This is a genomic window from Pseudomonas sp. DTU12.3 (genome assembly GCF_004124275.1).
Taxonomy (GTDB): Bacteria; Pseudomonadota; Gammaproteobacteria; order Pseudomonadales; family Pseudomonadaceae; genus Aquipseudomonas; species Aquipseudomonas helmanticensis.
In genome coordinates, this window is record NZ_CP027218.1 from 570,687 (window position 1) to 595,451 (window position 24,765).

Annotated in this window: 26 protein-coding genes and 1 tRNA gene; 16 read left to right on the forward strand and 11 right to left on the reverse strand. The window is 57.8% G+C overall.

The window, feature by feature from the left end; genetic code table 11:
* Window positions 1–14: 14 nt before the first annotated feature.
* Window positions 15–560, reverse strand: a complete 546-nt coding sequence (rfbC, locus tag C2E19_RS02525; RefSeq protein WP_129387666.1) for a dTDP-4-dehydrorhamnose 3,5-epimerase — start codon at window positions 558–560, stop codon at window positions 15–17.
* A 168-nt stretch (window positions 561–728) separates the two neighbouring features.
* Here rfbC and C2E19_RS02530 point away from each other — a divergent pair, with 168 nt between their 5' ends.
* The 3 genes from C2E19_RS02530 to C2E19_RS02540 all read left to right on the forward strand — a co-directional run bounded on the left by C2E19_RS02530 (window position 729) and on the right by C2E19_RS02540 (window position 5,466).
* Window positions 729–3,641: an aminotransferase gene (locus tag C2E19_RS02530; protein WP_129387669.1), complete on the forward strand. Its 2,913-nt coding sequence runs from the start codon at window positions 729–731 to the stop codon at window positions 3,639–3,641.
* 259 nt (window positions 3,642–3,900) lie between these two features.
* Window positions 3,901–5,007, forward strand: a complete 1,107-nt coding sequence (gene aguA / locus C2E19_RS02535) for an agmatine deiminase (protein ID WP_129387672.1) — start codon at window positions 3,901–3,903, stop codon at window positions 5,005–5,007.
* A 246-nt stretch (window positions 5,008–5,253) separates the two neighbouring features.
* A complete protein-coding gene (locus C2E19_RS02540; protein ID WP_064388957.1) occupies window positions 5,254–5,466 on the forward strand; it encodes a hypothetical protein in 213 nt (70 codons plus the stop codon).
* 151 nt (window positions 5,467–5,617) lie between these two features.
* Here the strand turns inward: C2E19_RS02540 and C2E19_RS02545 are convergent, their stop codons facing one another.
* Window positions 5,618–7,711: a TonB-dependent siderophore receptor gene (locus C2E19_RS02545; protein ID WP_129387675.1), complete on the reverse strand. Its 2,094-nt coding sequence runs from the start codon at window positions 7,709–7,711 to the stop codon at window positions 5,618–5,620.
* A 254-nt stretch (window positions 7,712–7,965) separates the two neighbouring features.
* On the opposite strand from C2E19_RS02545, the gene C2E19_RS02550 reads away from it, so the two are divergent.
* The 6 genes from C2E19_RS02550 to C2E19_RS02575 all read left to right on the forward strand — a co-directional run bounded on the left by C2E19_RS02550 (window position 7,966) and on the right by C2E19_RS02575 (window position 12,662).
* On the forward strand, window positions 7,966–8,643 hold the full coding sequence (locus C2E19_RS02550; RefSeq protein ID WP_129387678.1) for a DsbA family protein: 678 nt from the start codon (window positions 7,966–7,968) through the stop codon (window positions 8,641–8,643).
* Window positions 8,644–8,929: 286 nt separating this feature from the next.
* Window positions 8,930–10,216, forward strand: a complete 1,287-nt coding sequence (locus C2E19_RS02555) for an OprD family porin (RefSeq protein ID WP_129387681.1) — start codon at window positions 8,930–8,932, stop codon at window positions 10,214–10,216.
* A gap of 233 nt (window positions 10,217–10,449) precedes the next feature.
* Window positions 10,450–11,196, forward strand: a complete 747-nt coding sequence (locus C2E19_RS02560) for a 2OG-Fe dioxygenase family protein (protein ID WP_129387684.1) — start codon at window positions 10,450–10,452, stop codon at window positions 11,194–11,196.
* A 79-nt stretch (window positions 11,197–11,275) separates the two neighbouring features.
* Window positions 11,276–11,653 (forward strand): GNAT family N-acetyltransferase, encoded by a 378-nt coding sequence (locus tag C2E19_RS02565; RefSeq protein ID WP_053116558.1) that lies wholly within the window; start codon window positions 11,276–11,278, stop codon window positions 11,651–11,653.
* Window positions 11,650–12,366 carry an AzlC family ABC transporter permease gene (locus tag C2E19_RS02570; protein WP_129387687.1) on the forward strand — a complete coding sequence of 239 codons (717 nt, stop codon included), beginning with the start codon at window positions 11,650–11,652 and terminating at the stop codon, window positions 12,364–12,366. Before C2E19_RS02565 ends, C2E19_RS02570 begins: the two co-directional genes overlap by 4 nt.
* Window positions 12,345–12,662: an AzlD domain-containing protein gene (locus C2E19_RS02575; protein ID WP_007909127.1), complete on the forward strand. Its 318-nt coding sequence runs from the start codon at window positions 12,345–12,347 to the stop codon at window positions 12,660–12,662. The genes C2E19_RS02570 and C2E19_RS02575 overlap by 22 nt, the downstream gene beginning before the upstream one ends.
* Here C2E19_RS02575 and C2E19_RS02580 read toward each other — a convergent pair.
* Entirely contained in the window at window positions 12,579–13,505 is a 927-nt protein-coding gene (locus tag C2E19_RS02580; RefSeq protein WP_129387690.1) for a LysR family transcriptional regulator, read from the reverse strand. The genes C2E19_RS02575 and C2E19_RS02580 overlap by 84 nt on opposite strands.
* Window positions 13,506–13,975: 470 nt before the next feature.
* On the opposite strand from C2E19_RS02580, the gene C2E19_RS02585 reads away from it, so the two are divergent.
* From C2E19_RS02585 to C2E19_RS02600, 4 genes are all read left to right on the forward strand, one after another.
* On the forward strand, window positions 13,976–14,266 hold the full coding sequence (locus tag C2E19_RS02585; protein WP_034151912.1) for a type II toxin-antitoxin system RelB/DinJ family antitoxin: 291 nt from the start codon (window positions 13,976–13,978) through the stop codon (window positions 14,264–14,266).
* The gene (locus tag C2E19_RS02590; RefSeq protein WP_129387693.1) at window positions 14,232–14,546 is read left to right on the forward strand and encodes a type II toxin-antitoxin system YafQ family toxin; all 315 of its coding nucleotides are present in this window, start codon (window positions 14,232–14,234) and stop codon (window positions 14,544–14,546) included. The genes C2E19_RS02585 and C2E19_RS02590 overlap by 35 nt, the downstream gene beginning before the upstream one ends.
* 136 nt (window positions 14,547–14,682) lie before the next feature.
* Window positions 14,683–15,090 (forward strand): MbcA/ParS/Xre antitoxin family protein, encoded by a 408-nt coding sequence (locus C2E19_RS02595; protein ID WP_008080521.1) that lies wholly within the window; start codon window positions 14,683–14,685, stop codon window positions 15,088–15,090.
* 11 nt (window positions 15,091–15,101) lie between these two features.
* Window positions 15,102–15,767 carry an RES family NAD+ phosphorylase gene (locus tag C2E19_RS02600; RefSeq protein ID WP_129387696.1) on the forward strand — a complete coding sequence of 222 codons (666 nt, stop codon included), beginning with the start codon at window positions 15,102–15,104 and terminating at the stop codon, window positions 15,765–15,767.
* A 43-nt stretch (window positions 15,768–15,810) separates the two neighbouring features.
* On the opposite strand, the gene C2E19_RS02605 is transcribed toward C2E19_RS02600, so the two are convergent.
* Complete coding sequence (locus C2E19_RS02605; RefSeq protein ID WP_129387699.1) at window positions 15,811–16,092, reverse strand: DUF3077 domain-containing protein; 282 nt, start codon at window positions 16,090–16,092, stop codon at window positions 15,811–15,813.
* A 481-nt stretch (window positions 16,093–16,573) separates the two neighbouring features.
* Here C2E19_RS02605 and C2E19_RS02610 point away from each other — a divergent pair, with 481 nt between their 5' ends.
* Together C2E19_RS02610 and C2E19_RS02615 are read left to right on the forward strand one after the other, a co-directional pair.
* Window positions 16,574–16,891 carry a transcriptional regulator gene (locus C2E19_RS02610; RefSeq protein WP_129387701.1) on the forward strand — a complete coding sequence of 106 codons (318 nt, stop codon included), beginning with the start codon at window positions 16,574–16,576 and terminating at the stop codon, window positions 16,889–16,891.
* Window positions 16,881–17,165, forward strand: coding sequence for a DNA-binding transcriptional regulator (locus C2E19_RS02615; protein WP_164979401.1), 285 nt, complete (start codon window positions 16,881–16,883; stop codon window positions 17,163–17,165). The genes C2E19_RS02610 and C2E19_RS02615 overlap by 11 nt, the downstream gene beginning before the upstream one ends.
* A 75-nt stretch (window positions 17,166–17,240) precedes the next feature.
* Here the strand turns inward: C2E19_RS02615 and C2E19_RS02620 are convergent.
* The 7 genes from C2E19_RS02620 to C2E19_RS02650 form a co-directional block, all read right to left on the reverse strand.
* A tRNA-Thr gene (locus tag C2E19_RS02620) sits at window positions 17,241–17,316 on the reverse strand.
* Between the two features lie 75 nt (window positions 17,317–17,391).
* On the reverse strand, window positions 17,392–18,228 hold the full coding sequence (locus tag C2E19_RS02625; protein WP_129387704.1) for an FkbM family methyltransferase: 837 nt from the start codon (window positions 18,226–18,228) through the stop codon (window positions 17,392–17,394).
* 343 nt (window positions 18,229–18,571) lie between these two features.
* Window positions 18,572–19,807, reverse strand: coding sequence for a methyltransferase (locus C2E19_RS02630; RefSeq protein ID WP_129387707.1), 1,236 nt, complete (start codon window positions 19,805–19,807; stop codon window positions 18,572–18,574).
* Window positions 19,788–20,477 carry an ABC transporter permease gene (locus C2E19_RS02635; protein WP_129387710.1) on the reverse strand — a complete coding sequence of 230 codons (690 nt, stop codon included), beginning with the start codon at window positions 20,475–20,477 and terminating at the stop codon, window positions 19,788–19,790. The genes C2E19_RS02630 and C2E19_RS02635 overlap by 20 nt, the downstream gene beginning before the upstream one ends.
* Window positions 20,477–21,169 carry an ABC transporter permease gene (locus C2E19_RS02640; protein ID WP_129387713.1) on the reverse strand — a complete coding sequence of 231 codons (693 nt, stop codon included), beginning with the start codon at window positions 21,167–21,169 and terminating at the stop codon, window positions 20,477–20,479. Before C2E19_RS02640 ends, C2E19_RS02635 begins: the two co-directional genes overlap by 1 nt.
* Window positions 21,170–21,247: 78 nt before the next feature.
* On the reverse strand, window positions 21,248–21,997 hold the full coding sequence (locus C2E19_RS02645; RefSeq protein WP_034153033.1) for an ABC transporter substrate-binding protein: 750 nt from the start codon (window positions 21,995–21,997) through the stop codon (window positions 21,248–21,250).
* 13 nt (window positions 21,998–22,010) lie between these two features.
* Window positions 22,011–22,784 carry an ABC transporter ATP-binding protein gene (locus C2E19_RS02650; protein WP_007909167.1) on the reverse strand — a complete coding sequence of 258 codons (774 nt, stop codon included), beginning with the start codon at window positions 22,782–22,784 and terminating at the stop codon, window positions 22,011–22,013.
* A 553-nt stretch (window positions 22,785–23,337) separates the two neighbouring features.
* On the opposite strand from C2E19_RS02650, the gene gabP reads away from it, so the two are divergent.
* Window positions 23,338–24,729, forward strand: coding sequence for a GABA permease (gabP, locus tag C2E19_RS02655; RefSeq protein ID WP_129387717.1), 1,392 nt, complete (start codon window positions 23,338–23,340; stop codon window positions 24,727–24,729).
* Window positions 24,730–24,765: the final 36 nt, after the last annotated feature.

Sequence of the window (24,765 nt, forward strand, 5' to 3'; positions counted from 1 at the left end):
CATTATGCCTAGGCTCAGGCGAAGACGTCAGCGTCCTTGAACAGCGCTGCAGCCTGATCCTTGGCGGATAGCTTTGGCGCCTCGTCCAGCTGCCAGTCGATGCCCAGATCCGGATCGTCCCAGCGAATGCTGCGCTCCGCCGACGGCGTGTAGTAATCAGTGGTTTTGTAGAGGAATTCGGCGAATTCGCTCAGCACCACGAAACCGTGGGCGAAGCCTTCCGGTACCCACAATTGACGGTGGTTTTCCGCCGACAGGCGCACCGCCACCCATTTGCCGAAATGCGGCGAGCTACGACGAATGTCCACGGCAACATCAAGCACTTCGCCTACAGTCACGCGGACCAGTTTGCCCTGAGTGTTTTCCAGTTGGTAATGCAGGCCACGCAGCACGCCTTTTTGCGAGCGCGAATGGTTGTCTTGCACGAATTGCGTATCCAGGCCGGTCGCGTCCTGAAATGCCTTGGCATTGAAACTCTCGTAGAAGAAACCGCGCTCGTCACCGAAAACCTTGGGCTCGATAATCAGAACGCCGGGCAGATCGGTGGTGATTACATTCATGAGGATTTCCAAAGATAAGTGTGAATAGCCGACATTCTTGCGCAAAGTGCCGGAGGGCGCGAGTGTTCGAATGTAAATAGCGGCTACCCGTGTCACGACGGTTAGGGGTTGCGCATCCTTGGAAGCAATGGCGATATAGGCGCCTAATAAAATTTCAGGGGTCGTTTCATGCCGCTCGCCACGTTGATTCATCGCGCCAGTTTGCCCAGCCCGCAGGTCTCCCAGGAGCAGGCGCTGCAATGGCTGGCAGAACATTACGGGCTCAGCGGCACCCTGCAAGCGCTTGGCAGCCAGCAGGACCTCAATTACCGCGTCGACAGTGCCCGCGGACGTTTTGTGCTGAAAATCTGCCGCGGCGATTACGCCCTGGTTGAGTTGCAAGCCCAACACGCCGGGCTCAAATATCTGGCTGAGCATGCCCATGTGCCCGTGCCTCGGGTGATTGCGGCCAACAATGGTCAGGACCTGTTGTCGCTGCAAGCGGGCGGCGAAGCGGTGCATGTGCGCCTGCTCGATTACATCGAAGGCCAGCCGCTGACCGATCTCGATCATCTGGGCGAGGAAGTGGTGGCCGGGTTTGGCCGGCTCTGCGGCGAAATGGATCTGGCACTGGCGGGTTTCGACCACCCGGGCCTTGAGCGCACGTTGCAGTGGGATGCTCGGCATGCCAGCGCGTTGATCCGCCATTTATTGCCGGTGATCAAGGACGAACGGCAGCGCTTGTTGATCGCTGATGTCGCCGAACAGGCCGAGCGTCGTTTGCAGCCATTGCTGGACAGACTGCCGGTACAGGCGATCCACATGGACGTTACCGATGACAACGCCGTTTGGGCGCGTGACGCCCAGCGCCACTGGCAACTGCAAGGCGTGATCGATTTCGGCGATCTGGTGCGCACATGGCGCATCACCGATCTGTCGGTCACCTGCGCGGCGTTGCTGCATCACGCCGCTGGCGATCCCTTTGTCATCCTGCCGGCAGTGCGGGCTTATCACGCGGTCAATCCGTTGCAGCACGAAGAGTTGCAGGCATTGTGGCCATTGATCGTGGCGCGTGCGGCGGTGTTGGTGCTCAGTGGCGAGCAGCAGGTCAGCATCGACCCGAACAATACGTACAGCCGCGACAACCTCAGCCACGAGTGGGAAATATTCCGCGTCGCTGCGTCGGTGCCTTTGGCGCTGATGGAGGCAGCGATTCTTACCGCTGTCGGTCAGACCTTGCCGGCGATCAATGGCGCAGGTTTTGCGCCGTTGTTACCGAGTCTGGTCGGACGTGAGTTTGCGCTGATCGACCTCGGCGTATTGAGTCCACATTTCGAGGCGGGCAACTGGGAGCAGGAGGGCATTGATCAGCGTCTGCTGACGGAAGCCGCAGCGGCGCATGGTTTGGCGGCGAGTCGCTATGGTCAGTATCGTTTGTCGCGTACCCGGCCCGATTGCGCCGATGAGCCGGACACCTTTCCACTGCACGTTGAAATGCGCGTGCCCAACGGCACTGCCGTGGAAGCGCCGTTTGCCGGTGTGCTGCATCTGGCGGCGGACGGCGCGGTGCAACTGGATGGGCCGCAGCTGAGCGTTTGTCTGCGCGGCGTGACACCTTCGCTGCACGCTGGCGCAGCGCTGGTCAAAGGTCAGGTGCTGGGCGCGGTCAGCGGACCGCTGATCGTGCAATTGAGCCGAGGCGCGCAACTGCATGCGCCGCTGTTTTGCACACCAACCCAGGCGCCGGCGTGGCAGGCTTTGTGTCCTTCGCCGGCAGTGTTACTGGGGCTGGCCTGTGATGCCGAACCGGAGCTGGATGCACAGACCCTGCTGGAACGTCGCGACGCCAGTTTCGCCCGCACGCAAAAACACTATTACGTCGATCCGCCGCGCATCGAACGGGGCTGGCGCAATCATCTGATCGACATGCAGGGGCGTTCGTACCTCGACATGCTCAACAACGTCGCGGTGCTCGGTCACGGTCATCCGCGCATGGCCGCGGTTGCCGCACGTCAGTGGTCGCTGCTCAACACCAACTCGCGGTTCAACTATGCGGCAGTCGCCGAGTTCTCCGAGCGCTTGCTGAAACTGGCGCCGAAGGGCATGGATCGGGTGTTCCTGGTCAACAGTGGCAGCGAGGCCAATGATCTGGCGATCCGCTTGGCCTGGGCCTACAGCGGCGGCCGCGACATGCTCAGCGTGCTTGAGGCCTATCACGGCTGGACCGTCGGCGCTGACGCGGTCTCGACCTCGATTGCCGATAACCCGAAAGCCCTGGAAAGCCGCCCGGACTGGGTGCATCCGGTGACCGCGCCGAATATTTATCGCGGTCAATTCCGTGGCCAGGATTCAGCACCGGACTACGTGCGCAGTGTTGAACATCAACTGCAGAAAATCGCTGAGCAGAAACGCCAACTGGCGGGTTTCATCTGTGAACCGGTGTACGGCAATGCCGGTGGCATTTCCCTGCCGCCGAATTATCTGAAGCAGGTCTACGCGCTGGTGCGTGCACAGGGCGGCGTGTGCATCGCCGATGAAGTGCAGGTGGGCTACGGGCGCATGGGCAAGTTCTTTTGGGGTTTTGAGGATCAAGGCGTGGTGCCGGACATCATCACCATGGCCAAAGGCATGGGCAACGGCCAGCCGCTCGGCGCGGTGATCACGCGTCGGGAAATCGCCGAAGCGTTGGAGGCCGAGGGTTATTTCTTCTCCTCGGCGGGCGGTAGTCCGGTGAGCTGCCAGATCGGCATGGCGGTGCTCGACGTCATGGCGGAAGAAAAGCTCTGGGAGAACGCGCAAGTGATCGGTGGCCACTTCAAGGCGCGGCTCGAAGCGTTGATCGATAAACATCCGCTGGTGGGCGCGGTGCATGGGTCCGGCTTCTATCTGGGGCTGGAATTGATCCGCGACCGCGAAACACTCGAACCGGCGACCGAGGAAACCGCGCTGCTGTGTGATCGCCTGCGTGAACTGGGAATCTTCATGCAGCCGACCGGCGATGACCTGAACATTCTGAAGATTAAGCCACCGATGGTGACGTCGCGGCGCAGTGTCGATTTCTTTGTCGATATGCTTGATCGGGTGCTTGAAGAGGGTCTCTAGTCATCCGCAAATCCCCTGTAGGAGCGAGCCTGCTCGCGAAAGCGTCGGTTCAGTCAGCACTGCTTTTGAATGAGAAACCGCTTCGCGAGCAGGCTCGCTCCCACATTTGAATTCGTGCGAGTAGTTCGATTTGTATCGGGTTTAATTAAGAATTTTTAGACGGAATACATTTTTTGCGATTCTAAATACGATATTTATCGGTTATAAAGTCGCCATCGCTTTTAAAAGCCTTCGACAGTTCCCAGGAGTCCTGATCCCCATGACCACTTTGAAAAGTACCCCGCGCGCCGATGGCTTCCACATGCCGGCGGAGTGGGCGCCGCAGACTCAGACCTGGATGATCTGGCCCGAGCGCCCGGACAACTGGCGTCTGGGTGGCAAACCGGCACAAGCCGCCCACGCCGCAGTGGCGAAGGCCATCGCCCGTTTCGAACCGGTCACCGTGGCAGTGTCCGCCGGCCAGTACGAAAACGCCCGCGCGCGTCTCGACGTGCCAAATATCCGCGTGGTCGAGATGTCCAGCGATGACGCCTGGGTGCGCGACAGCGGCCCGACGTTCGTCATCAACAACAGTGGCGAAGTGCGCGGTGTGAACTGGGACTTCAACGCCTGGGGCGGTTTTGACGGCGGCCTGTATTCGCCGTGGAACCGGGATTCGCAGGTCGGCGGCAAGATCCTCGAGATCGAGCGCAACTCGCGTTACCGCACTGAAGGTTTTGTGCTGGAGGGCGGTTCGATTCACGTCGATGGCGAAGGCACGCTGATCACCACCGAAGAGTGCCTGCTCAACCGCAATCGCAACCCGCATCTGGGCCGCGAAGAAATCGAAGCGGTGCTCAGCGCCAATCTCGCTGTGGATAAAATCATCTGGCTGCCCGATGGTCTGTTCAACGACGAAACCGATGGCCATGTGGATAACTTCTGCTGCTACGTGCGCCCGGGCGAAGTGCTGCTGGCGTGGACCGACGATCCGCAGGATCCGAACTACCCGCGCTGCCAGGCGGCAATGCACGTGCTGCAAAGCAGCACCGACGCCAAGGGGCGCCCGTTCACGGTGCACAAGATGCCGATTCCAGGGCCGCTGTACGCGACCGAAGAAGAGTGCGCCGGTGTCGATCCGGTCGACGGTACGCAAGAGCGCAATCCGTCTGTGCGCCTGGCCGGTTCCTACGTGAACTTCCTGATCGTCAACGGCGGCATCATCGCGCCAAGTTTCGATGATCCAATGGACGCGCCGGCAAAAGAGATTCTGCAGAACCTGTTCCCGCAGCACGAAGTGGTGATGGTGCCGGGCCGCGAACTGTTACTCGGTGGCGGCAATATCCACTGCCTTACCCAGCAGCAACCCGCGCCGCACAAAGAGTGAGGCGAGACGTAACAGCTTGAGTTGATTCATAAATCGGTCAGGCAATGTTTAGCTCGCTAAGCATCAACACAGGCCCGCAGCCCGTCAGGACTGCGGGCTTCTTTGTATCCACTTGTCGACAACTGAGAAACATTGGCATAGCTCTTGTATCCATCACCCGTGCACTAGGGAGGGAGGAGAACTTCAACAGTTCTGTCATAAACCTTGGATAACTTAGCCGCTCACGTACGGGGAGAGAGCGCTGAAATGAACGCCGAAGTGAACGTAGTCAGCGAGCGGACGTTGCACCCCATGGCCGTAAACGGCGAATCGCTGCAGATTGTCGCGCACTGGTTGAAGTCCAATGGAACGCGTCAGATCAGGGAACCTGATCCGCGCCGGATGATGATCGAGCGATACCCCGCTGACCTGTTCAGCGAGGCCGAACTGGAAGCGTTGTGGGCTGTGATGGAAGGATAAGAACAACAACAGGGATTGGTAAAAGCGCTGCCGGGATGGCGGCGCTTTTTTATGCACGAAAGAAAAGATCGCAGCCTGCGGCAGCTCCTACGGGGAATCACACATTCCAATGTAGGAGCTGCCGCAGGCTGCGATCTTTTGATCTTGTTTCTTAGAAGCTATAAGTTCCGGTCATCACAACGCTGCGCGGTGCCCCCGGCTGAATCTGATACTGGCTGGTCGCCGATGCGTAATAGTCACGATCGGTGATGTTGTTCAGCGCCGCACGCAAATCCCAATCCTTCATGCGGTAACCCACCAGCGCATCCCAACGGCCATAACCCGGCAATACGGTGGTGTTGGCATTGTCGGCGTAACGCTGGCCGACCAGGGTCAGACCGGTTTCGCCATACCAGCCCATCTCCGGTTTCCAGGTCAGGAACAGGCTGGCGTTGTGCTTGGCGACGTTGTTGATGCGTTTGCCTTCGAGGCCGTTGTTGTCCTTCTCGATGGTGGCGTCCTGCACGCCGACGCCACCGCGGACGTACCAGTTACCGACGATGTTGCCGGTGGCCGTCAACTCGATCCCGCGTGAGCGTTGCAGACCGGACATTACCGTCAGGGTCGGGTCGTTAGGATCGCTGGTGCGGCGGTTGTACAGTTCCAGGTCGTAGATCGCCAGCGTGGTACTCAGGCGATCGTCGAGCCAATCGCTCTTCACGCCGATTTCTTTCTGCTTGGTCAGCTCGGGGCTGAGGTCGTTGCTGTTGCCGGCCGCTCCCGGCGTGATGCCGATCAGACCGCCGCCCACTGGCGAAAAGGTCTTCGACCACGAGGCGTAGAACGAGTGATTCTGCAGCGGCGTCCAGACCAGACCGACGCGCGGGCTGGTGCTGTGGCTGTCGCGATCTTCGGAAATGTTGCGCAGCTTGTTGGTCGACTCGATATCGAAGGTGTCGTAGCGCAGACCGCCGAGCAGTTGCCATTGATCGTTCAGGCGCAGTTGATCCTGCACGTACACCGCGCGGCTTTCGACTTCCGTGTGGCTGTTGCTGGAGACTTGCATGCTGCCGGTATGGCGCAGGTCGCGGTTGGGGCTGTAGAGGTCGAGCGACGGTACGGGACGTGCGCCAGGCGTTCTGCCGGTGGCGGCGTTGTACAGCGTTGGATCGCGGCGCTGGCTGCCGGTTTCGACGCCGGTAAGCAGGCGATGCTCAAGACCGAACGTATCGAAACTGCCTTCCAGTTCGAGGTTGTTGTAGATATTGCGGGTGGTCAGATCCTGCTGCCAGTGCTGACGCGTGACCTTGTTGGTTTTACTGTCGAAACCGGTCAGGTAAGTGTTATCGAAATCACTGTCGAGCTTGAACACCCCGAGGGTCTGGCGCAGTTGCCAGCTGTCATTGATTTCGTAGGTGAGTCTGGAGCGCAGCGATTGCGTCTTGTCATCGATGAAGTCGTGATCGTTGCCGTAGGTGGTGTCGCGACCGACATCGGCGGGACGCCCGTTGACCCCGGGAATCCCGCGATCCGGCGTGCGGTTGTAGCGGCTGTATTCGTACTGCACCAACCAGTTCAGGTCGGGTGTCAGTTGCCAGCTCATCGACGGCGCGAACAGTTGGCGATTGCCGCTGACGCCGTCGCGGAAACTGTTTTCATCCATGTTGCCCATGTTCAGGCGCAGGCTGAGGTTGTCGCTCGGGTCGGTGCTGAGGTCAGCGTAAAGGCTGCGCAAATCTTCGCTGCCACCCTGCGCTTCGATGGTCGAGCGGCGGCCGAATTCCGGCATCTTACTGACGCGGTTGACGATCCCGCCCTGACTGCCACGGCCGTACAACACGGCGGCGGGGCCTTTGAGGACTTCGACGCGTTCGATGTTGTGCAGGTCGCGCTTGTATTGGCTGTCGTCGCGAATGCCGTCCAGATAGAAGTCGTTGCTGGCATCGAAGCCGCGAATGCGCAGGCTGTCGAAACGGGTGTCGGCGCTGCTGCTGACGTTGGGCATACCACTCAAGGCATCGCCGATATCGTTGGTGCCATAGCTGGCGACGTTTGCGGTCTTGATCGAATCGATCGCCTGCGGCACATAGCGCACCGGCGTGGAGGTGCGGGTTGCGGTGGTGCTGGCCTTGACGCGCGGATCATCGGCTTGCGCTTCGGCGTTGATCGCGGTGGCAGGTAATTCAGTTGCCGAATAGGCAAAACCGCTGGACAGAAAGGCAGACAGCCCAAGGGTGACGGGCGTAAGACGGAACGGGGCAGGCATTGAAAAGCGCATCCGAAAGGGTAGGGGAATTCGAGCGCGCGAATGGTAATGCTTTGCATTTGCTTCCGTAATTTATTCTTGAGAAGTTCCCCGGGTTCATTGTTTCAATTTATGTCGAGATCGATACAAATGGCGTTGTCGGCCATTCGACCGGTTCAAGCAACAGACTGAAAGTCATTCTGGCGTTTTTCCGCAACGCCTCGGGGTTTAGTCTGCTGGCATCGAGTTTTTCTACTTTCTTGCCGGTATTTCTGATGATCCTTCACTACATTTACGACCCATTGTGCGGCTGGTGCTACGGCGCCAAACCGCTGGTTCAAGCGGCGCAGCAAGTGATGCAGGTCATCGCGCATGCGGGGGGCATGATGAGCGGTGCCAATCGCCAGAACGTTTCGGCGCAGCTGCGCAGTTATGTAATCCCGCATGATCGGCGCATCGCTGAATACACCGGGCAGCCTTTCGGCGAGGCCTACTTTGAAGGCTTGCTGCGCGATCACTCGGCGGTATTTGATTCGACGCCGCCGATTGCCGCCGTCATGGCGGCGGATCACATCGATGGGCGTGGTCTTGAATTGCTTGGGCATGTGCAGACGGCGCACTACCTGGAAGGGCGACGGATTGCTGATGAATCGGTACTGCTGGATCTCGCCGTGCGGATGGGTTACGCCGTCGAAAGCTTTCAGGCTGCGCTCAGTTCCGTGGATACCGAGCAGCATGTAAAAGCCAGTCGTGCGCTGTTGGCTCAACTGGGCGGACAAGGTTTTCCAACATTTGCGCTGGAAGACAACGGTCAGTTCACGCTGGTGGATATCAGTCCATGGCTGGGCAAACCGCAGGCGTTTGCCGACTGGTTGAACCAGGCGCTCACAGCCGAAGAAACCGGGGAAGGGGCTGTATTTTGTGGCACCGACGGCTGCGCCGATGTTCGCTGAAATCACTGGCTGACGGCATTTCCGGGCAAGCCGATATCGCAAAAATTACATTTCTTAGACGATTTTTACCTATTTAAAGACGATTCTTGAAATTGACACATTATTGAGGGCGCGGCTACGATTCGGCCCAACGCCTGTGGCCAACCGCCATGACTCAAAAAAATGAAAGGGCTCGCCAAAGTCTGGCTTTGGCGAGCCGTTTTATTTCGGGGTGAAAAGAAGAGTGCAAAAGCGCCGTTTCAGCCGTTCGACACAGCGCGTTTCAACCCGTAATAAGGAAAACAAAATGTTGAACAAGCGGATCAGTCTGATCGCATTGGGGATGTTGAGCGCTACTCAGGCCATGGCTAACGACCAGGCCGAGTCCAAGGGTTTTGTCGAAGACAGCAGCCTCAAAGTGCTGCTGCGCAATGCCTACATCAATCGTGACTACAAAGACGGCAACGCCGACAAGTCGGAATGGGGCCAAGCGGCCATCGGTACGTTCTCGTCCGGTTTCACTCAAGGCACCATCGGTGTCGGTGTTGACGCATTCGGTCTGTATGCATTGAACCTGGAGCGTAGCGAAGATCGCAGCGGTGCCGGTGGTATCGACTTCTTCAAGCGTGGCGACAGCGGCAAGCCGGCCAATGACCTGTCCAAGGGCGGCGCGGCGGTCAAGTTCCGTCTGTCCAGCACCACCCTGACTTACGGTGACCAGATGCCGGCCCTGCCGGTGCTGAACTACGACAACTCGCGTCTGCTGCCGGAAAGCTACACCGGTACCTTGATCACTTCCAAAGAGATCAAAGACCTCGTATTGAACGCCGGTCGTTTCACTGCCGAATCGCGCAAGAGCGCTGAAGGCCGTGACAGCGGTGGTCTGAAGTCGATCAACGTGTTGGGCGGTAGCTACCAGTTCACCGAACACTTCAAGGGCGCGCTGTACGCTTCCGACGTTGAAGACGTGCTGAAGAAGCAATACGTAAACGCCAACTACGTGTACCCGATCGACAAGGATCAGTCGCTGACTCTGGACTTCAACGGCTACCGCACCAAGCTGGACAATTCCTATGTCCGCGAAAGCGGTGCGACCGGTGATGACAACAAGATCTGGAGCCTGGCAGCCACTTTCGCCACTGGCCCGCACTCGTTCACCGTGGCGCATCAGCGCTCCACCGGCGACAGCAACCTGGGTTACGCCTACGGCGGCTACCAGAAAGAACAAGGTCGTGTCGGCGACGGTGGCAACACCATCTACCTGGCCAACTCCTACTGGTCCGACTTCAACGCTGAAGACGAACGCAGCTGGCAGCTGGGCTACGGCCTCGACTTCGGCGCCTTCGGCGTACCGGGTCTGAGCTACAACTTCGCTTACGTGCGTGGCGACAACATCACCACCTCTACCAGCGAAGGTGGCACCGAGCGCGAGATCTTCAACCAGTTCAAATACGTCGTGCAGTCTGGCCCGGCCAAAGACCTCAGCGTGAAACTGCGCAGCTCGATCCTGCGCGTGTCGCAGAAGTCCAGCGAGTACAACGTCAGCGGCAACGAGCTGCGTGTATTCGTCGATTACCCGATCAACATTTTCTGATGATCGATCGAGTGTAAGAAACATGAGAAAAACCCCGACAGGTTCGGGGTTTTTTTTTGACGGTTTTTTTGATGAAAACCCCAAAAAACCCGTGTTTTTGTCATGTAAAAGTTGTTTTTGAGCTGCTGTAAACGCCGTTTCAAACAATGCTTCAAATGCCTGAAATTCTTTCTCATGGACGCAAATTCTCCACCTAATAGATTAGGCCGCTCAACGCAGCGGAGAATTTGGTAATGATCGTTTTGAACAGAGAAGTGGGCGAATCGCTACGGCGCGACAAATATGTCAACGTCCAGGGTGGTGACTTCAATCTCTACGGTCATTTTGCCGACTTCGTCAGACTGACCAAAAGTTGGGAAAACATGGAGCCTGACAGCTACTACGGTCAGGCCGAAGCCGGCATGCGTTACCGTCGTTACAGCGACTTCGAGTACAACCCGAAAACCCGCGAGCTGACGCAACTCGAGCATCGCGCGTACGTGCAATCGAAAGAGAACAACGCCTACGTTGGTGGCCTGGTACGACACTTCCAGGACTTCTCCGATGAAGTGATCACGTCGCCGGTGATGCGCAGCCTGATCGACACCGATTTCGAAGTGTACAAAAGCGTGCTGCCGGAAGAGCTGCACGATGAAATCTGGCAGTGCCAGATCCATCAGATCCGCATCGAGATCAAACCGGGCAAGCAACTGGAAATCACCCCTGAAGGCATTCATTGCGACGGTTACCCGTTCAGCGGTGTGCACTTCTGGGGCCGTAACAATGTCGACGGTGCGGAGAGTCGTCTGTACGACATCCACGAGCATCAACTGGCGTCGACCACTTACCAGGAAATTCTCGACACCACCTACTTTCTCGATCGCGACATGCGCCACTACGTGACGCCAGCGCGCAACACCCACACCCATGCCATGGCGTATCGGCAGATTCTGGCGATTTCCTTCTCGCGGCCCGGGACCGCTTTCGACATTGTTCGCTAATCAGATCACCCCAATCGATGGCGTCGAATGCTCGACGCCAGTGGTGCTGCGACGCGCCACGGCCAAGGATGCGCAGCGCATGGAGCGCTTCTTCCGCCAGTTCGACGAAGTGTCCTTCTGCGAATGGCAGGATGCCAAATGCCTGCGCGGCGTGTTGATCCAGAAAACCACCACGTCGTATCTCGCCTTCGACGTCGCTGGCGAAATCGTCGGTGCGGTACTCGGCGGCATGCTCGGCAGCCGGGGCACGATCAATCATCTGGCGGTCAGCCCGCGCTATCGCAGTCAGGGCGTCGGCCAGCGTCTGGTGGAAGCAGCTTCGTCCGACATGAAGCGTGTCGGCGTGTTGCGGATGTTTCTGTTCGTCGACGATGCTAACCTCGCGGGCAAGCGTTTTTGGACTGCCCAGGGTTTTTGCGAGCCCCATGGCGAACGGACATTTGAGAGGGATCTATGAATGAAACGTCCGGCAGTGCGCCGTTGATGGTCAACCATCAGCCGTCGCGCACGTTTGCCGAAGCCAGCCCGGTGGTCGCCGGGTACTTCACGGTGTCATTCGTGTTCGGGCTGATGGCCGTCAACGCCGGGTTGCCGATGTGGCTGCCGGTGGCGATGTGCTTGTTCGTCTATGCCGGCGCTTCGCAATTCGCTGCGCTGGCGCTGATCTCCAGCGGTGCCTCGCTGACCACCATTGTGCTGACCACGTTCCTGATCAACGCGCGACACATGTTGATGTCGGTTTACATGGCCAAGGCCCTGCGCGCACTCGGTTTGAGCCGCATGGAGCGCTGGTGCTACGCCGGTGGCCTGACTGACGAATCCTTCGCTTTTCACAGTGTGAAACTCGGTACTGGCGCGCCGGTCAATGTGCGTTATCTGATCGGCTTCAACCTGTTCTGCCACACCTCGTGGGTGCTCGGTGGTTTGCTCGGCGCGGTCTGCGCGCAATATGCCGCGCACCTGATCAAATATCAGCTCGACTATGCACTGACGGCAATGATGCTCTACGTGCTGGTGTCGCTGTGCAACACCCGCAACAAACTCATCGCCGCTGCGGCAGCGGTGCTGTGCATGGGCGCGCTGAGCCTGGTTGGCAGCTCGCCGTTCAATGTGTTTATCGCCACGTTTGTGGGCTGCGGAGTGGGTGTATGCCTGACCAAACGTTCCTGATTCTGGTAGTTGCGCTGATGATGGCCGTGACCTTCCTGCCACGCGCCTTGCCCCTGCAAGTGAATACCGAGCACTGGCCGCCGTTTATCGCGCGGGCGCTGGAATACTTGCCGGTGGCGATCGTCGCTGCGATCAGCCTGACTCCCTTGTTGATCAAGGATCAGCACATACAGCTCGACCGCCCGGAATTCTATGCAGCCATTCCGACGTTGTTATGTGCGTATTTCAGCAAAAACCTCTTTCTCAGTGTGGCGGTTGGGACGGCTGCGTACATTGCGCTCGGCTCGTTCATGTAACGGCAAATCGACGACATCACTGAGTGCCTGCCGCGACAAATCCGAGTTGTTCACCGCCAGGCGCACTTCGAGAAAATCCTCGAAACCGGGAAAAATCGTCAGGCCGTTTTTCTGCGCAGCCTCACGCGAGACCATGCCGACCGCGTCCATCTGCGTGATCAACGACAACGTCAATGTTTCACTGCACGAATAGACCATGCGCTGACCGTTCTCGTGATTGCCAAGCCCTGCGTCGAGAAAACGCAAAAAGCTGTGGGAATACGGACAATCTTCCGCAGGACGTACCTGAAACTTGTTGCCCAGCAACGTCAGTGGATCGTTCACTTGGCCGCAATGCGCACCGACCACCTGCACCTGCACGTCCGGCAAAACGATGCTCGGCAAACCCGGCCGTTGCGGCCCGATCAGCACCGCTAGGTCAAAGTCTTCGTTCTTCAGCTTGCTGAGGTTTTCCATCGACTCGGCGTAGCTGAATTCCATCTGATAATCGGGAAACACCTCGATCAGGCGCCCGATCATTCGCCGGTTGAAGTCAGGCGACAACGTGTTGTTCAGCGCAACCTTCAACGTCCGCTGGCCCGGCACCTTCAGCGCCTCGACCTTTTCTTCCATCTGTCGCGTGGCAATCAGCACTTTGTCCATATAAGGCGTGAGCTCGGTGCCTTGCGGCGTCAGCGTCAGCCCTTTGTTGGAACGTCGAAACAAGCGGAAACCGAACTGCTCTTCGACCTTGTTCAACTGCGCGGCCAGCGCCTGCACAGTCAGGCACGAATGCTCGGCTGCGGCCGACAAAGAGCCGGTCTGCACGATGCGCATGAGGTTGCGTAAGGTTCTGCTATCCATGGGTAATGCCCTCTAAAGTGGGCTGGGTATTGTTGTTTACGAGACCGCCGGTCCGGCGGCCATATGCTGGGTATATTCCTGCACCTGAGCATAGTTGTCGCGGGTTTAGTAGCGAATTGATGTCCCTGCCGATGGCTGGAAGCTGACACAGGATCGGGGTTTTTGGGGGGATGGGGGTGATGGGGGTCAAAAAAAGTGCGTGGTTTTGGTGCGTGGGGCGATTTTTTTCGAAGAGAAACAGCTTACATCTTCCGAGGTTATTGCCTGCGTCATGCGCAGATACGTCTCAGGCAAAGTAACGATTTAGCTGATAGCGCCTACCTGTCAAAGGAGTTGAAATGGATGTCTGGCATGCAAGCCATGGCGGTGGATAACCACCTATCAACTTCGCGTTGACCGACGAAGATCCCTCCGACCACAATGTAGAGGTAGCGCTGATGTAGCTACAAAATCACGATGAGGTAATTGAGATGGCTGCACTACTGAAAACTACCGATGTGCGCTGCCGCATTGATGAGGATTTGAAAGCGCGTGCCACTGAAGTCTTAAACGCTTGCGGGCTGAGCATTAGCGACGCCATGCGACTTTTTCTGCGGCAGGTTGTTGCCACTCAGGGGCTTCCCTTCGAGGTGCGAGTTCCATCAGAGAAAACGGCCCGCGCAATGATGGAAGCACGAGAAATCCGTCAGCGTTTCGACTCGATAGACGACATGCTGAGGACTGCTGATGGCGAAACCGGAGAAAACGCAAAAACGCGCTGATCGGCCTAAACAGTGTGCACAGACTTCTGAATTCAAGAAGTCTTGGAATCGTTATAACCGTGCCGGAAGGCGAGACATGAACGACGTCCGGAATGTGATGGCGATGTTGTTCTTGGGGCAGCAACTACCGGCAGAATATCTGGATCATGCGCTGACTGGAGATTGGTCTGGATTCCGCGAGTGTCATATCGGTGGCGATTTTCTGATGATTTACGAGAACACACGCCCAGACCTGATCACGTTTGTGGATTTAGGGAGCCATTCAGAATTGTTTAAATAACGCAGAAATACATAAGCCGGCTCAACTCCGGCTTCTGTGCGTTTGATCATTACGATCGTTCGTTTGTGTATCAAAACTCTAAAAAATTACAGTTATGTACTAGTCTTCAGCTAAGACAAAAAATCAGGAGGCGTCTATGCCTACCTCATCTCCAGCCCTCACCCCACGCGAACAACTCGACGCCCCCGAAGCCGGTCGCGTCGCGCTGAAGTTCTTCTTTAACCTCATGGAGCGCTGGGGCTGCAGCGCCGAGCAGCAACGCACATTGCTCGGTGGCGTCGGCAACACCACCTTCTACAAATACAAACACCTGCCGAACATACGTCTGCCTAACGATACCCTTGAGCGCATCTCTTATCTGATGGGTATTCACAAGGCGTTGAGCATCATCTTCAGCAACAGCCGTGAGCGCGCGTACACATGGGTCAGTAGTCCGAACACCGCGGCGCCGTTCAATGGGCAAACGGCGCTCGATTACATGCTCGCCGGACGCGTGGTCGATATCGCCGATGTGCGTCGCTACCTCGATGGGGTGCGCGGTTGAAGGTGCCAGAGATGGTTGATGTGACGTGGCCGAGAGCCTATCGGATCGTCAACAGCAGTTTCCCGCCGATTGCGTTATTCGAAGACGTGCTCGATCCCGAAGACCTGGAAGTTGCCTACGCGATTGAAGCGCTGACCAATGATCGCCTGATCGAACAGGCTGGCGTTCTCGCCCGAGTGCGACCTGAAGATCGACTCTCCGGCCCCGGCTCGACTCCGGTGATGGCTGCGTTTACCCACATCGGCAAACGCAGTCGTTTCTGCGATGGTACCTTCGGCGTTTACTACGCTGCGAGCAGTCAGGCTGCTGCCATCGCCGAGACCTGTTATCACCAGGAACGATTTCTTGCGGCGACCCAAGAAGCGGATCTTGAATTGACCATGCGGACTTACGTTAATCGGGTGGTTAAACCGCTGCACGATATCCGCCACGATCACCCCGAGCTGCACAATCCGGATCCTGAGGCTTATGGGCCGTCTCAGCTATTCGCCCGGCAACTGCGCGAAACCGAGTCGTGGGGACTGCTCTATAACAGTGTTCGTTTGCCGGGGCATGAATGCGTCGCCGCGTTTCGACCGCCAACCGTTTCGATTCCGAAGCAGGGTAAGCATTTGCGCTATGTGTGGAGCGCGAGTCAGCAGAAGATTTCGTTTGTGCTTGAGATCAGTCAGGTCTGAAACGCAAAAAGCCCTCGCATCAGCGAGGGCCTTACAACGGTGGTTACATCAACGGCTTGTCCGGCGGCGCATCCATCACTTTCACCACATCATCGATCAGCGCCTTGCTCAATTCCTGCAGATACTGCGAGGCATAAGCATGAAGATCAGGATCGCGCCCGACTGAAGAGTCCGCAGTGAGCAATCGTGAGATGTGAAGCAAGTGGGATGCGTGGGAAAGGGCGGCTTGCACCGGCACACCACGGTTGGTGCGGAACATCGCTTGATTGGATTGAAATGAAAAGTGGGTGAGGCCGAGTGTTTTCAGATCTTGAGAATGGGTCATTTTGCTTCACCTGCAGTTCCAGTAGGGCGGCGTGAAGTGACCGGGGTTGCTGACGGATCAATGGCTTTCATTTGTGAACTCCCTGTATCAAATGAGAGCTGCCAATTCGTTATCAGACGAATGGGTGGCAGCTATGCGCGGGCTGATAAACCGGAGATACAGGAACCCGGCAGACCCGAAGGTCTCCCACGCACAGCCGCCATTGCACGGTAATGCAGACACAAAAAATGCGCCGGCAAACGTGAGTTGGGGCGCTGGTGCGCCTGTATCTTACGCGGGTTATCAGGCCCGGTCGCTGAATTGGCAGCGACGGGTTTGACGGTAGCTTGGGGATTAGCAGGCGCGCAATCGTGGCCAGTAATGGCTTTGCCTGGCTTCTCGTTACAGCAGATTTCTCAGGATTTCCCGCTACATATTTCGTCGCATTTTCCTGGAAAACGTTTATCGTTTGTTTATACGGCATGGCCGTACAGTGCGATCCATGTATACAATTATCGAAACGGACATTTTCAAGCGTTATGCCGAAGCCATATGGGATGAGGGTGAGCGCGATGAATTCATAAATTGGCTTGCTGCAAATCCGTTGAATGGTGATGTCGTGCCTGGCAGTGGTGGTATGCGCAAGGTGCGCTGGACTCGTAGCTGCATGGGTAAACGAGGCGGCGCACGTGTCATTTATTACAATGCGCTTTCTGAAGGCTCGATCTGGTTACTCATTGCCTATACCAAGGCAAAGTTTGACGATTTGCCCTTAGCCTTCCTTAAGCAACTGAAGGAGGAAATCAGCGATGGTCGATGAACTGGAGCAATTCCAGCAGGACTTGCTGGAATCTGTACGTCAGATGAAGGCTGGAAAGGCTGCGCGCGTGACTCAAGTGCCGCTATCTGCGGCAGCAGAAGCGCGTGCCAAAGTGGGCGTTTCTCAAAGTGCGTTTGCCAAACTAATCGGTGTGAGTCTGCGGACTTTGCAGGATTGGGAGCAGGGGCGTAGGCAGCCGACGGGTGCAGCGCAGACTCTCTTGCGTGTTGCAAGTCAGCATCCTGAGGCATTGCGGGATTTGTATCCTGCCTGATCCTCGTTTGGGGCTCTTCTTGGCTGACTCAGAAACAACAAAGCCCCTGCATTTCTGCAGGGGCTTCGTTTTGTATGGTGCCGGCACCAGGAGTCGAACCCGGGACCTACTGATTACAAGTCAGTTGCTCTACCAACTGAGCTATACCGGCGTGTGGGCGACGATTATAGCGACTGGATAATTTCTGTAAACCCCTGAATTCAGACTATTTTTGCATCTCTGCAAATCAGGCCCTGCGCAGTACATTCCGCAGCGTTTGCACTGCCCGCACGGTGCGGCTGTTTTGCAAGGCAAACAGTTGCGCTTCGGCCTGTTCGGCGCGGTGCAGAGCGTCGGCGAGTTGTTGTGCGGTGTCGAGTTCGTTGGGGCTTAGTGGATGGGCGAGGGCGTGGCCCTGGCACAGTTGGAAGTTGTCGAGGTTGCACGGTGGGATGTCGAATGCGGGTTTGAGGCTCAGGTGTTCGTCGGCGAGGAACCAGGTGTTGAGGCCGTCGAACAGGATCGACTGATAGCCGGCATCGGTGACCAGGTGTTCCCACGTGTGGTCGCGTTGCCATGGGGTTTCGATGACGATGATCCATGGGCGGAAGCGGCTGAAGTCCATGCCGCGCAGGACGGTTTCTTCGTGGCCTTCGACGTCGATCTTCAAAAAATGGATTGGCCGATCGGCAGCATATTGTTCGCAAATCGAAGTCAGGGTGCGGGCTTTGACGGTGAGGCTGCGCACGTCCATCCCGAGGTCTTTGCGTTGCTGGGCGACGGCGGGGTCGGCGGTGGAGAGGCCGGTGCCGGGAATTCCGTAGAAGGTCATTTCGCCGGGCTGGTCGCTGGCGACGCACTGTACGGTCGCGTCGCGTGGTCGCGCTTGGCACAGTGCGTCGTAGTAATTTTGCATCGGTTCGACGTTTACGCCGTGCCAGCCGTGATCGTAGAAGGCTCTGGTGACCGAGTCGTGGCTCGGGTCGTTGGCGCCGACGTCGATGTAGAAACCGTGTTCAAACTGCTTGAGTGCGCGCCACAGGCGAACATCTTCAAAGTTCTGCGCGTAAGAAATAAACGTCACGGTCGCTTCCTGTCGGTCTGATTTTTCTTGTTCGTGTGTGCCTGTCGGCGCGTTGTGCCCCTGTATAGCAAGGCTGGCAGGAGGCCGCAATTATTCACTCGGCGAGGGCTTTATTCGGCGGTTATGTCGTTTTGATTGGCAGCTTATGCACAACGGCGAGGGTCAAGGACTGGTTTGGACGAGATTTTGTGAACGCATTCTCATTTTGTTCGCAAATCCCTGTTTTACAGGTTTTTTATTCATGTGAACAAAAAATGACCAGCAGTGTTAAGTGGTCGAAACAGGCGTGGATATTGGATCCACGGAAAAACCATCAACAGAGTTATCCACAGGTGGTCGAGAATTATTGACGCTCGGCCAGCAGGAGCAAATTACGTGGAGTCAGCGGCGCAGCGCAAAAGGTGCCGAGTCGTACGAGGTATCCCTGCTCGACGAGGAAAAGTGCCCGATCCAGATTCAGCCAAAGCTCCAATGGTCGTCGGAAAACTCCGCGGAGCAATTCGAGGTTGCGAACTGCGGCCAAACGCTGCCAACCGGCGGTCTCTATCTCATCCCAGTTTTGCGAACCGATTGTGGATAACTCTTTGAGCGCGGCCAGATCGCGGCAGTAATCGGCAAAGGGTTTCTCCAGCCAGGCGCTGGGCAACGATGGCGTCGGCAAGTACTCGTCGACACCGCGCACCTGCCGTTGCAGCAAGTCGAAGGCCAGGCGACGAGCCATCGAGATGTCACGTTGACGTCGGACGCGTGCACCAGCGGTGACGGTTTCGCTCATCGGCAGCGCCAGATCTTCCAGCGATAGACGTAGGAGGGTTCCCGATCCGGCCGAGGACAATGGCTGATATTCGTGGCTGGTGGTGCGGTTGTAGCAGCAAGGAGCGATCGCCATGTGTTGGCAACCGACAGCGCTGGCCAGTTGCATCAAGCGTACATGCAGGTCACCGCAAGCGTGGAGGGCGACGGGCGTGTGAGCAGCGCTCAATACGGTTGAGGCGTCAGCCGCCAACACGTCCTGTTCTACATGCAGGGCGTGTAAATGATGACGCTGACTCAATGCCTGGCCGCTGGCGACCAATGCCGGATCGTACTCAACGCAAGTCAGCTGTTGCCCGGCGGCCAGTAACCGCCGTCCCAGGTGTCCTTTGCCAGAGCACCAGTCCAGCCAATGTGTTGGCTGCGCAGCAAAGGACAAACGACTGGCGAATGCTTCGATCTGCAGCCATTTACGCCCCGGTACATCGACATTCAAGCGATGCCCCGCAGATTCCAGCGCATGGCCCGGCAACTCACCGACCGCACTCAGCTCAGCCGACAACGCCGCCAACGAAGCAAACGGCTCCGGCGCATCAACAAGATCAGCCGGTTGGTTGTGAGCGTTTTCCGCGTCTTCCAGCGACCTCCCGCGTAACCACAAGGCCAGTTCCGGGTAGGAAGCTTCCCAGGCAAGCGAAAGATGTGTGAACGGTCGAGGTTTCCACAGCGCCTGATGCGTTGTGAGAAAAACATCCAGCGCGGTGAAGCGGGCGAGTAAGTCCTCGCCCGTCAGCACGTGGGAAGAATCAACGCCCTTGGCAGGCATCGACGCGCAGCCAGCGCTCCAGCAGCTTGAAGCCGCGCACCAGCACGTATGCCATCAACAGATAGAACATGCCTGCCGCGAAGAAAATCTCCACCGGCAGATAGGTGCGGGCAATGATCGTGCGCGCCATGCCGGTCAGTTCCAGCAAGGTGACGGTGCTGGCCAAGGCGCTGGCCTTGAGCATCAGGATCACTTCGTTGCTGTAGGCCGGCAGGCCGATGCGCGCGGCACGCGGAAGGATGATGTAGAACATCGCCTTGGGTTTGGACATGCCCAAGGCCCGCGCCGCTTCGATCTCGCCCGGAGGAATCGCCTGAATCGCCCCGCGCAGAATCTCGGCAATGTACGCCGCCGTGTGCAGGGTCATGGTCACAGTCGCGCACCAGAACGGATCGCGCAGGTATGGCCACAACGCGCTTTCACGCACCGCGTCGAACTGCGCCAGGCCGTAATAAACCAGGAACAGTTGAACCAGCAATGGCGTGCCACGGAAAAAGAAGATGTAGGCGTAGGGCAACGAGCGCACGTACCACAGCTTCGAGGAGCGGGCGATGCCCAGCGGAATTGCCAGCAGCAGACCGGCAATCACCGCGATGGCCACCAGTTCCAGGGTCAGGGTCGCGCCCTGTGCCAGTTTCGGCAGCCACTTGATGATGACTTCCCAGTTCATTAAGCGCTCCTCGCAAAGCCGCGGGCGGCGCGTTTTTCCAGAAAGTGCATGCCAGACATCGCCAGCACGGTCAGGCCCAGGTACATGATCGCGGCGACCATATAAAAGGTGAACGGTTGTTTCGACACGGTTACGCCGATTTGCGCGTGACGCATGATTTCTTCAAGACCGATTACCGAGACCAGTGCGGTGTCTTTCATCAGGATCATGAACAGATTGCCCAGGCCGGGCAGGGCGATACGCCACATCTGCGGCATGATCAGCCGGGTGAAGATCCGCCATTTCGACAGGCCCAGGGCTTCGCCGGCCTCACGGTGGCCTTTGGGAATGGCGAGGATCGCACCACGAAACACTTCCGTGGCGTAGGCGCCGAAACACAGGCCCAAGGCGATCACACCGGCAGCGAAGGCATTGAGTTGCAGGTCGGGGTTGCCGAAGTACTCACCGAGGGCGCGCATCAGGTTGACCGTACCGAAGTAGATCAACAGCACCCAGAGCAATTCCGGAACGCCACGTACCAGCGTCGAATAAGTGCCGCCAAGCCATTGCAGCGGCTTGTACGGGGAAGTCTTGGCCAAGGCGCCGAGCAGACCGAGCACCAGTCCCAGGCATAGGGCCGTAAGGGCCAGTTGGACGGTCATCAGCGCGCCGGCGGCGAGGGCCGGGCCGAATCCGTAGAGGTCGATAATCATGGGGTTCTGTTCAAATTGCGGCAGGCAAAGTCGGGAGCCGGCGCCGTTGCATCAAGGCGCCAGTCCCACAGGTCAGGATCAGTAGATGCTGAACGGGAAGTACTTGTCGTTGATCTTCTTGTAGGTACCGTCGGCGACGATTTCCTTCAGAGCGGCGTTCAACTTCTCACGCAGTGGATCGCCTTTACGCACAGCGATGCCGATCTTGTCGCTTTCTACGACCGGATCACCCTTGAACTCGTAGTTCTTGCCGGCGTCGCTTTTCAGCCAGTCATAGTTGGCGTACTTGTCCGCGAGGATCGCGTCGACACGACCGGAAGTCAGGTCGAGGTAGGCGTTTTCCTGGGTGTCGTAGAGGCTGACTTTGATGTCATCGGCGTAGGTGTCTTCCAGCCAGGTACCGGCCAGAGTGGCGCGCTGAGTACCGATGGTCTTGCCTTTCAGCGAGTCCTTGTCGGTTTTGAAGTCGACGTTTTTCGGTGCGATGAACTGCAGCTTGTTCGAGTAGTACGGGTCGGTGAAGTCGACCGCGCCTTTGCGCTCTTCGGTGATCGACAGCGAGGAGATCAGGAAGTCGAACTTCTTCGCGTTCAGGGCCGGAATGATGCCGTCCCAGTCGGAAGTGACCACGGTGCACTCGACTTTCATCTTCGCGCAGAGGGCGTCGCCGATGTCTTTGTCGAAGCCGACCACGTTGCCGCTGGCGTCTTTGTTGTTGAACGGCGGGTAAGCCGCTTCGATGCCCATCTTCAGGGTTTCAGCCATGGCACCGGCGCTGAACGCGAGGGTGACGGCGGCGGCCAGGAAGACCTTTTTAAAATTCTGCATGCATGTTGCTCCGTTAGCGGTTGCTGGACATGAATTGTTTGCAGCGCGCCGAAAGCGGGTTTTCGAACACCTGCTGAGGCGATCCTTGCTCTTCTATCAGGCCTTGGTGAAGGAACACCACTTCGCTGGAGACCTGACGGGCAAAACCCATTTCGTGGGTCACGAGCAGCATGGTGCGGCCTTCTTCGGCCAATGCGCGGATGACACTAAGTACTTCCTGAACCATTTCCGGGTCAAGCGCGGAGGTGGGCTCGTCGAACAGGATCACCTTCGGCTGCATCGCCAGCGTGCGGGCAATCGCCGCGCGTTGTTGCTGGCCACCGGACAATTGCGCCGGATAGGCGTGGCGCTTGTCGGCGATGCCGACCTTGGCCAGCAGCGCTTCGGCGACTTCGATGGCTTCGGCCTTGCTCTGGCCGAGCACGCGACGCGGCGCCTCGATGATGTTGTCGAGGATGCTCATGTGCGGCCACAGATTAAAGTTTTGAAACACAAAACCAATCTCGGAGCGCAGGCGGTTGATCTGTTTGCCGTCGGCGGCAACCAGTTCGCCATTCTTGGCGGCCTTGAGCTTGAGTTCTTCACCGGCCACGAGGATCTGGCCCTGGTGCGGGTTTTCCAGCAGGTTGATGCAACGCAGGAACGTGGACTTGCCGGAACCGGAGGAACCGAGGATCGAGATCACATCGCCGTCGCGGGCGGTCAGCGAGATGCCTTTGAGCACCTCAAGCTGTCCGTAGCGTTTGTGCAGGTTGCGAATTTCAAGCGCGGGCGTGGCCTCAGCCATGTGCGTTCCTCATATATGTTGCGCTCCAGCTGTTGGATGGCCTTCCTGGCGAGGCGGCCAAGCTAGCATAGCGTTTCAATGGCAGCCAACAGCGCTGCGAGCGGTAAACGGGTGGCGTGTGGCAGGTTGTCGCATCGGCACAGCAGACTGTCGCCCCATCAACAACCGAACGGGTGTTTGATCGTGCAAACCCGGGGTGTCTCGTAAAAAAAGGCGCGATGTTGCCAGCTTTGGCGGGGTGTTGGAAGCGCTATCCGGCCGAACGTACACGATTCGCCCTTTTATTGTGCATCCCACACTTTTTCAGTGTGTTTCTGGTGCGCTGATTTGTCTTGAAAGTGAGTCGCAGGGTAACGTTCTGGCGAATAGCCATTAATCTCAAGGACTTGCGATGACCGTCCGGTCGCGCTCAAAGCCGCGATTCAGAAGACTTTGAAACATTTTGGCGCATTTATTGCGTGCAGAATCCGGAACGCCCTGTTGGTTTCTTTTTACGAGAAAGAACACACCAGGCAGGACGGACTGAATCGCTTTCCTCGCAAAGGTAGTTTCGATGAGCAGTACCCCAAGCTCCAATGGCCTTGAACAAGGGCTCAAACCGCGTCATGTGACCATGTTGTCGATCGCCGGTGTGATCGGCGCCGGTCTGTTCGTTGGCTCCGGCCACGCCATCGCTGCCGCCGGCCCTGCCGTGCTGCTGGCTTATGCCGCCGCCGGTACCCTGGTGGTGTTGGTGATGCGCATGCTCGGCGAAATGGCTGTTGCCTCGCCGGACACCGGTTCGTTCTCGACTTACGCCGACCGTGCCATCGGGCACTGGGCCGGTTTCACCATCGGCTGGTTGTACTGGTGGTTCTGGGTGTTGGTGATTCCGCTGGAAGCCAATGCCGCCGCGACCATCCTCCACGCTTGGTTCCCGGGCGTAGGCATTTGGGCTTTCGCGCTGATCATCACCATGTTGCTCACGGTCACCAACCTGTTCAGCGTGAAGAATTACGGCGAGTTCGAATTCTGGTTTGCGCTGATTAAAGTGCTGGCGATCATCGGCTTTATCGGCCTTGGTCTTGCGGCCATTTTCGGCTTTCTGCCGAACAGCCAGGTCAGCGGTGTGTCGCACCTTTTCGACAGCGGCGGCTTCCTGCCAAACGGCATGGGCGCGGTACTGGGTGCAATCCTGACCACCATGTTCTCCTTCATGGGTACCGAGATCGTGACCATCGCGGCCGCGGAATCGAAAAACCCGGGCAAGCAAATCTCCAAAGCAACCAACTCGGTGATCTGGCGGATCGGCTTGTTCTACCTCGTGTCGATCTTCATCGTTGTGGCCCTGGTGCCTTGGAACGATCCTACGCTGGCCAACCTCGGTTCCTACCAGACCGTGCTTGAGCGCATGGGCATTCCTAACGCGAAAATGATCGTCGACATCGTGGTGCTGGTCGCGGTAACCAGCTGCCTGAATTCGGCGCTATACACCTCGTCGCGCATGCTCTTCTCCCTCGGCAAACGTGGCGATGCCCCGGCCATGTCGACCCGCACCAATAAAAGCGGCACGCCTTACTGGGCGGTGATGCTGTCGACCGGCGCAGCGTTCCTCTGCACTTTCGCCAACTACGTGGCCCCGGCTGCGGTGTTCGAATTCCTGCTGGCCAGCTCCGGCGCCATTGCCCTGCTGGTTTACCTGGTAATCGCCTTTTCGCAATTGCGCATGCGCAAACAACGCGTGGCGCGCGGCGAGAAAATCGAATTCAGCATGTGGCTGTTCCCGGGCCTGACCTACGCGGTGATCATCTTCATCGTCGCGGCCCTGACCATCATGCTGTTCCAGGAAGCGCATCGCGTGGAGATTCTCGCGACTGGCCTGCTGAGCCTGATGGTGGTGGCTGCCGGTTTGCTGGTGGCACGCCGTCGCAAGCTGGAAAAACGTGGCGCGGTGGTGTTGAACTGATCCGCAACGCGTAATGCAAAACGGCCGCTGTCAGTG